The sequence below is a fragment of the Lentibacillus kapialis genome (assembly GCF_014646635.1).
GTDB classification, from domain to species: Bacteria; Bacillota; Bacilli; order Bacillales; family Amphibacillaceae; genus Lentibacillus; species Lentibacillus kapialis.
The window spans coordinates 1-698 of sequence record NZ_BMNQ01000137.1 but is presented as its reverse complement, the minus strand read 5'-3'; the positions used below and the strand labels follow the sequence as shown (position 1 = coordinate 698).

The following is a 698-nucleotide window of genomic DNA, read 5'->3' as shown; positions in this document are numbered from 1 at the left end:
TATGCCTTGGCGCAACCTGCTTCTTCATGTAGCTAAGCAATTTCAGTCTTTGGTTAATCCTGATCAGGACGTGGACGATAAGTCGGCTTTTATCTTTGATGATACGATCGACGAGCGTGTTGGCCGCCGGATTGAACAGGTTTCTTATGTCCACGACCATGTAGCCGGACGCAAGAAATCCAAAGCAACGCTCGGGTTTAAAAATCTCACAATGGGGCTCTTTGATGGGAAAAGCTTCAACCCGCTTGATTTCAGTCTTCATTCTGAAAAGAAGCTATACAAAAAACAGCGCAAAGAGCAATACCAAAAGAAACGTGACCCTCGCTCAAACGGTGCCAAGCGCAAAATGGAATGCGATGTCGACAAAATCACGAATGCGATACGTATGCTCAAAAGAGCGGTGAAGCACGGCTTCAAGGCTAAGTATGTCCTCGTGGACAGTTGGTTTTCCAGCAAGGACTTTATCTACACGTGCAGGGAGGTCAAAAATGGGGCGATGCACGTGATTTGTGCTGTCCGTAAGGACTGGAGAAAGTACCGTTACCAAGGGAAAAACATGAACGCGAAGGAACTGCTGAAAACCCTGAAAAACGAAGGAAAAGAAAAGCGTTGCCGTAAACGCAATACGCGCTATTATGAAGTCACCGTCTATTATCCCGGGATCGATGAAACAGTCACATTGTTTTTTTGCCGATTCC

General features: G+C 46.1%; 1 protein-coding gene. It reads left to right on the top strand.

All coding sequences use genetic code 11. The features are described from left to right. A partial coding sequence (locus IEW67_RS17975; RefSeq protein WP_188634437.1) for a transposase occupies positions 1 to 698 on the top strand: 698 nt, incomplete at both ends.